6 protein-coding genes are annotated in these 6,954 nt (G+C 66.1%); 3 read left to right on the forward strand and 3 right to left on the reverse strand.

The genetic code is table 11. The annotated features are described in order from the left end of the window. The coding region (locus ACE3TU_RS16655; protein ID WP_374626194.1) for a hypothetical protein at nt 1-524 on the forward strand (524 nt) is incomplete at its 5' end. A gap of 5 nt (nt 525-529) precedes the next feature. After that, on the forward strand, nt 530-1,603 hold the full coding sequence (locus ACE3TU_RS16660) for an ABC transporter ATP-binding protein (RefSeq protein WP_374626196.1): 1,074 nt from the start codon (nt 530-532) through the stop codon (nt 1,601-1,603). Nucleotides 1,604-1,735: 132 nt separating this feature from the next. Here ACE3TU_RS16660 and ACE3TU_RS16665 read toward each other — a convergent pair whose 3' ends face one another. The 3 genes from ACE3TU_RS16665 to ACE3TU_RS16675 form a co-directional block, all read right to left on the reverse strand. After that, nucleotides 1,736-4,108, reverse strand: a complete 2,373-nt coding sequence (locus tag ACE3TU_RS16665; protein WP_374626198.1) for a family 78 glycoside hydrolase catalytic domain — start codon at nt 4,106-4,108, stop codon at nt 1,736-1,738. 184 nt (nt 4,109-4,292) lie between these two features. Continuing rightward, nucleotides 4,293-5,015, reverse strand: coding sequence for a cytochrome c biogenesis CcdA family protein (locus ACE3TU_RS16670; protein ID WP_374626200.1), 723 nt, complete (start codon nt 5,013-5,015; stop codon nt 4,293-4,295). Between the two features lies 1 nt (nt 5,016). Further along, nucleotides 5,017-5,415, reverse strand: a complete 399-nt coding sequence (locus ACE3TU_RS16675) for a thioredoxin family protein (protein ID WP_374626204.1) — start codon at nt 5,413-5,415, stop codon at nt 5,017-5,019. A gap of 449 nt (nt 5,416-5,864) precedes the next feature. Between ACE3TU_RS16675 and ACE3TU_RS16680 the strand changes: the two genes are divergently transcribed. Beyond that, entirely contained in the window at nt 5,865-6,908 is a 1,044-nt protein-coding gene (locus ACE3TU_RS16680; RefSeq protein WP_374626202.1) for a LacI family DNA-binding transcriptional regulator, read from the forward strand. The last annotated feature ends 46 nt before the right edge of the window (nt 6,909-6,954 follow it).

Below are 6,954 nucleotides of genomic sequence, written 5' to 3' on the forward strand. Positions count from 1 at the left end.
TGCGCGATCCCAACGGTGCGGGGTGGCTGATGTTCTTCACCGCCCGCGTCCCGGGCGTGGCAGAGCCCAATGCGGGCGGGGCCATCGGCCTTGCCACGTCGAGCGACCTGATGACCTGGACGCTGCACCCCCCCGTGTTTGCCGGAGGCTTCGGCCAGCTCGAAGTGCCGCAGGTCTTCACGCAGAACGGCAAGTGGTACTGCCTGTTCTGTACCTCCTCGCTGCACTGGTCCGAGGCCTACCGGCAGCAGAACCCGGAGCGCCCGGTGACCGGCAACCACTACCTGATCGCCGACCATCCGCGCGGGCCCTGGCGCCTGCCGCCCGGTCCCTTCCTTGATGGCGCGGAACCCTGCCGACGCTATGCGGCGCGCATCGTCGAGACGTCGGAGGGCCTGCGCATCCTCGGTTTCGCCGACAATGGCAAGGCGGATTTCGGCGGCTACGTCATGGACCCCGAGCCGGTGGTGGTGGGGCGGGACGGCCTGCTCTCGATTGGCGCGACGGCACAGGCGGCGGAGTAACGATCATGGCGCGGGTGGTATTGAGCGGTCTCAAGAAGACCTACGGCCCGGTGGAAGTCATTAAGGGCGTCGACATCGATATCGCCGACGGTGAGTTCACCGTCTTCGTCGGTCCGTCGGGCTGCGGAAAATCGACGCTTCTGCGGATGATCGCCGGCCTCGAGGACATCACCGGTGGCACGCTCTCGATCGGGGGGCGCGTCGTCAACGACCTGCCGCCCAAGGATCGCCGCATCGCCATGGTGTTCCAGAGCTATGCCATCTTCCCGCACATGAGCGTTCGCGAGAACCTGGGGTTCGGGCTGACCATCGCGAAGGCGCCGAAAGCGGAAAAGGACGCCAAGGTGGCGGAGGCGGCCCGCATCCTCAAGATGGAGCCCCTCCTCGACCGCCGACCGAGCCAGTTGTCGGGCGGCCAGCGCCAGCGCGTCGCCATCGGTCGCGCCATCGTCCGCAACCCCGACGTGTTCCTGTTTGACGAGCCGCTCTCCAATCTCGACGCCGCGCTGCGCGTCGACATGCGGATGGAACTGGCCAAGCTGCACCAGGAACTCGGCGCGACGATGGTCTATGTCACCCATGATCAGGTCGAGGCCATGACTCTGGCCGACAAGATCGTGGTCCTCAATGCCGGCGTCGTGCAGCAGATCGGCTCGCCGCTTGAGCTCTACCACCGGCCGGCAAACATCTTTGTCGCCGGGTTCATCGGCTCTCCCAAGATGAACTTCCTCAAGGCGACGATCGAGGGCATTGACGCGACGTCCGTCAAGGTGGGGAACGCCGACTTCGGGAGCATGGTCCTGCCCCGGGCGGGCGTATCGGCCAGCGTCGGAGACGACGTCACCGTCGGCCTGCGCCCCCACCATATGGGTGATCGCGGCAATCGCCAGCTTGGCGGACGTGTCGTCCTCGTCGAGCGACTAGGGAACGAGACCCTCGCCGCCGTGGAGCTGAAATCCGGCCAGCAGGTCATCGCGGCCCTACCGGGGGATGTCGACGTCATTGTCGGCAGCGATCTCGAACTCGGGGCCGAAACCGACAAGGCCAGCCTCTTCCTCCGGTCCGGCGCGGCTGCCTGACCATCAGGCCGCCCTCGGGCACTGCCGCCGCGGCAGGGCGATACTCTCGCTGTTGCGGGCATGGCACGTGGCCGGGAGCCCTTTTGTCGAGGACGCCCCCGACGGGCCGCTGCAGTTGCCTCGCGCGCCGCCCTACGGCGTGCGGGCGTTGATGCTCGGCCCCGTGTTCTTCTCGAGTCTGGGGGGCGAGTAGGTGAAGGTGAGCTCATGCCGGCCCGGCGCCACGTCGATCGCCTGCGACTCGAGGGGAGCGCCGTCGAGGACGGCATTGCGGTAGTCGCGGGCGAGAACGAGCCTGCCGCGGCTTTGCGACGGAACCTCGAAGTGGTAGCGGACCTGGCTCCCCGTCACGCTCCATTCCGCAACGATGGCGCCGCGGGGGCTCTCGTGGCGGGCGCTCACCGGGGACAGTTCGGGGATGATCACCGGCTCGAACACTACGGTCGCGAAGCCGGGATCGAGAGCGTCCGGCCGGAAGCCCGCCACGGCCTCGAGCAGCCACTGGCAGACCGCGCCGTAGGCGTAGTGGTTGTACGAGTTCATCTGTGGATTGTAGATGGTGCCATCCGGCTGAATGGCGTCCCAGCGCTCCCAGGTGGTGGTGGCTCCCATCTTCACCTGGTAGAGCCAGCCCGGTACCTCCTCCTGGAGGAAGACGGCAGCCGCGAGGCCTACTTCCCCGATCTTGACCAGCGCCGGCAGGAGGGCCGGAGTGCCGATGAAGCCCGTTCCGATGCGCCCGTCCGCCCGCGCGATGGCATTGCGGAAGTATCCCTTGGCCGCCTCGCGGCGGTCGACCGGGATGAGGTCGTTGAGGAAGGCCAGCGCATAGGAGGTCTGATCGTCGTAGGCGAGCCGCCCCGAAGGCGTTACGAACTCCCGGGCAAAGGCGTCGCGCACCTGCCCGGCCATGGCGGCCAGCCTTGCGGCGGTCGCGGTATCGCCGACAATCCCGGCAATCTCGGCGACCCGGCTTGCTGCCACATAGAGGTAGATCGTCGCCGCGGCATCGTCGCCAATGGTGGGCAGCGGCTTGGCACTCGGCCCCTTGGGTTGCAGCCAGTCGCCGAAGCTGAAGCCGCGGGCGCCCCAGGCGCGCGGCGGCGAGACGATTGGGCCGTCACTGATCGACCAGACGAAGTCGACCCACCTGATCATGGCAGGCAGCGCCTCGCGGAGCAGATCGACGTCCCCATAGTGCAGGTAGACCTGCCAGGGGATCATGTAGATGGCGTCTCCCCAGCCCGTGCTGCCGGCAAAGCCGGGATAATCCTTCGGGTTGAGCCGGGTGGGATCGGGACAGACATGCGGTACGGCCCCATCCTCGCGCTGGTCGGCCATCAGGTCGCGCATCCACTTGCGGAAGAATCCGTGCACGTCGCCCAGGTAGCAGGCCGTCCCGGCGAACACCTGCGCATCCCCGGTCCAGCCGAGCCGCTCGTCGCGCTGCGGACAGTCGGTCGGCACCTCGATGAAGTTACTGCGCTGCGACCAGAGGGTATTGAGGAACAACCGGTTGACCAGGGCGTTCCCCGTGGTGAACGCGGCCTTGGCCTCACTGACCGATGAGATGGGCACCGAGACGATGTCGATCAGCCGAACGTCGCCCTCGAGCGTTACCCGGACGTACCGATAACCTTGGAAGGTAAAGTAGGGTCGATAGTGCTCTTCCTCGGTGCCGGCGAGGATGTATTCGAGGCGGGCCTCGGCGGTGCGGTAGTTGCCGTTGTAGAACTGCCCGTCCTTGTCGAGCACCTCTCCGTGTTCGACAGTGACCCTTGCGCCCGCGGCCCCGACCACGCTCAAGGCCACGTTGCCGGCGACGTTCTGGCCGAAATCGTAGACCGTTCGACCCTGCGCATCGACCCAGCTCTGGACGACCGGGAGCGGCGTCAGTTCGCGGACGGGCGTCGTCTCGTGCGGCACGAGAATGCCGGTGTCGAATGCGAGGACCGCGCTGCCGGCCGAGACGCTGGGCGCGACGCGGGCATCGAAGATCTCGCCGAAATAGATCCCGGACTTGCGCACCGGGAGCTCGCCGCTCTGCCAGCTCGCATCGGTTGCGACGAGAGTGGCGCCCTCCTCCGACCTGATCTCGGCGATCGCCGCGATCTGCTCCCCCCAGGCGTTGAAGATCGGCGCCTGCCCCCACATCATCTGCGAGCGCATCCAGCCGTCGGCGAGCCAAATCTCGATGCGGTTCTCCCCCGCCTTCAGCAAGTGGCCAACCGGATAGCTCTGATAGCTCAGACGCTTGTCGTAGGCCGTCCAGCCCGGGGTGAGCAGGTCGTTGCCGACCCGCTGGCCGTTGATGAAGGCGCGATAGAGGCCCAGTGCACTGATGTGCAGCACCGGATTGCCGGCCACTGCGTCGAGGACAAAGGTCTTGGCAAGAAAGCTGGCGGGCGTTCCGACACCCTTGTCGGCGAGCGGCCGCACCATGTGCGCCCGCCATCCGGACAATACCTCGCGCTCGTCCCCTGGATGAACAGCTGCCTCGCCCATGCCTGCCTCCCAGTTCCGTCGCCTCCGGGGCGATCTCGTAGAATGCTCTACGTGCATCGTCCTAAGTTTGCGATTTTTGGTAATCCGGATTCCTGCGCTATGCTCCGGCGCTGTTTTGCCGCTCGTGTGCTACTGAGCGTCTGGTCGTGCCGCCGGAAAGCCAGGGCAACGCTGAACCGGAACTCTAGAGGGACGTGGTCAGGCGCGTGAGCCACCCGGGAGACAGCTCCACCAGCAGAGCCTCGATCTGCTTGTCTGTGCCGGTGAGCACCAGAACCCCCACCAACACCAGGACTACACCCAGGGCAGCCTTTGCCGGGCCGCTCAGCGCCCGCGCGATCGCGGCGGATTGGCGGGCGAGCGACTGAGACAGGCCCGCAAGCACCAGGATGGGGAACGCCGCGCCTAGTCCGAAGGCCATCATCACGACGGCAACCATGGCAAGGTCGTCGCCCTGCGCGGCGAGCAGCGACGCTGCACCAAGGGTCGGCCCGACGCAGGGGGCCCAGACAGCACCAAGGAGGGCGCCCAGTCCGAACTGCCCCGACAGGCCGGACGTGCTGATCTTGCCGAACCTGCTCTGGGCCCAGGTCTGGACCGGACCGGCGGCACTGGCGAGGCGCATCTGTGCAGCCGGAACCACGAGGATCGCTCCGACGATCACCATCACCAGGCCGCCAGCGCTTCTGACGTGGTCTGCGGTCAATCCCGCTGCGTAGCCGATCGTTGCCAACAGCAACCCCAGCACCGTGAACGAGAGGGCGAGCCCTCCGGCCAGGAGGAGAGGCCCCAGTCGATGCTCGCCGCGGGCGCCGATGAGGATGGCCGGCAGCAACGGCAGGACGCAGGGAGACAGGGTCGAGAGGACGCCCGCGACAGCTGCCAGCGCGATCGATACGGGATCCATGTCAGTAGGTGGCGCCGAAGAGCGCGGCGATCTGCTCCGGTCTCGTTTCTCCGACGGACCTCGCGACCTCCACGTCCCCCTTGAATGCGATCAGCGTGCTCTGCTGGCGCACACCGAAGCGCCTCAGGACATCCTTCTGGGTGTCGAAGTCGACTTCGAACACCGACAGCTCTGCGTGCTCGGGCGCTGCAGCCAGGCCGACTACGGCCGGATGCTGCGCCCTGCAGGTTGGGCACCAAGGCGCGGTTACGTGAATGACGATGGGCTGACCGGCGGACTGTGCGGTCTCGAAACCGGCGGCATCCCATGGCCGGATCTCACCCGCCGAGGCCGGTACCGCCAGGGCCAACACCGCGACGAATGCGAACGATCGTATCCGGCGCTCAAGTCTATCAAACACGCTCAATCTCCTGCGATTTGCTCTTCCAGTGCCAGTTCGTCCACGGCGTCGCATTGGCTACATCGCAACCAGACACGTCTTCGTGAGCACCGAAGGCAGGATGACAACTGCTCGTTGACGCGCTCTCGCTTCCGAGTGATCGCGCCCGTGTTCTTCGCCATCATCGAGATCGAAACGCAGATCCGGCTCGGGGTGAGGTGACAGGCCATCCGGCGTCGAGCAGCTGACAGCGCAGCACTCTCCTGCAATGCGCCCTCTCGCACGATGCAACACTCTGGCGGCCCATGATATCGCTCACCAGGCGGGTCATGCCCAGCGTGCTATCCAACCTGCACCCTCGCAGGCCCCTATCGACCCGAAGTGCGTTACGACAGCAAAGAACAACTTGAACCGTTTGCAATTCAGTTGAAAACGTTTAAAACGGACAATGTGGTTGGAGGAGATCCACCTTGGCTGGACTGACGCTGCGCGAACTGGCTGCTAGGCTCGACGTTTCCGTGGGCACCGTGTCCCGGGCCCTTTCCGGCGATCCGGCCATTGCGCTGAAGACGCGCGAGCGGGTGACACAGGCGGCGCAGGAGTTCGGCTACGTCCCCAATGTCGCGGCGCGGCAGCTGGTACTAGGCCGCTCGGGCTTCGTCGGCTTCGTCATGCCGGTCCGCGGGCCCAACTTCATCGACTCCTATCTCGGCGAATTCCTCACCGGTCTCGGCGAGGGCCTGGTTGAACACGGCATGGATCTTTTCATCGCCACCGTGCCTGCGGGGCGCTCCGAGCTTTCGGTTCTGCGGCACGTGGTCGAGTCGGGCCGAGCGGACGGCGTCGTGGTGCCCCGTATCGGCGAACGCGATGAGCGGCTGGCCTACCTCATGGAGCGCAGGTTCCCCTTTGTTGCCCATGGGCGCCTGCTCGATTCTTCAGCGCCGTTCAACTGGCTCGATGCCGACAGCGTTTCGGCCTTCGCCGAGGCCTTCGATCTGCTCTATGCGTTGGGACATCGGCATTTCGGGCTGGTCAGCATTTCCGACCCGATGACCTTCCGCCATCTGCGCGAACGGGGGCTTCGCGATGCGATTTCGCGACGCGGCGACCCTGGCGTCATCCTCGATGTGGTCAGTGCGCCGCGCTTTGATCGCGGTGCGACGGTGGCAGCGATCAACACGCTGATCCATGCCGAACGCCGGCCGACGGCGATCATCGGGCTGTTCGACGAACTGGCCCTCACCGTTCTCGAGGAAGCATCGCGTGCTGGCCTCTCGGTGCCACGCGACCTTTCGGTCGTCGGCTTCGACAACATCACAGCGGCCGCATACGCGCCGCCCGGGCTCACCACGTTCGAGGCACGGACTCGCGACTCTGCCCGCGAGATCGCGGCGATGCTGGTCGGGGTGATCGAGAAGAAGTCGAGTCAACCGGTGACGCGGCTCGTCTCGCCCAAGCTCATCGCGCGGGCGAGTCACGGTCCGGTGCCCGAGACCATCAGGAGAATCTGACGTGCTCAACAAGGGAGGAAGAGGATGAACAAGACGCTCAGTAGGC

The organism is Devosia sp., assembly GCF_041917035.1.
Lineage (GTDB): Bacteria > Pseudomonadota > Alphaproteobacteria > Rhizobiales > Devosiaceae > Devosia_A.

Bases quoted from the DNA above. Each gene is read 5' to 3' on its own strand.
- ACE3TU_RS16660 (WP_374626196.1), top strand. From the start codon at position 530: ATGGCGCGGGTGGTATTGAGCGGTCTCAAGAAGACCTACGGCCCGGTG.
- ACE3TU_RS16665 (WP_374626198.1), bottom strand. From the start codon at position 4,108: ATGGGCGAGGCAGCTGTTCATCCAGGGGACGAGCGCGAGGTATTGTCC.
- ACE3TU_RS16670 (WP_374626200.1), bottom strand. From the start codon at position 5,015: ATGGATCCCGTATCGATCGCGCTGGCAGCTGTCGCGGGCGTCCTCTCG.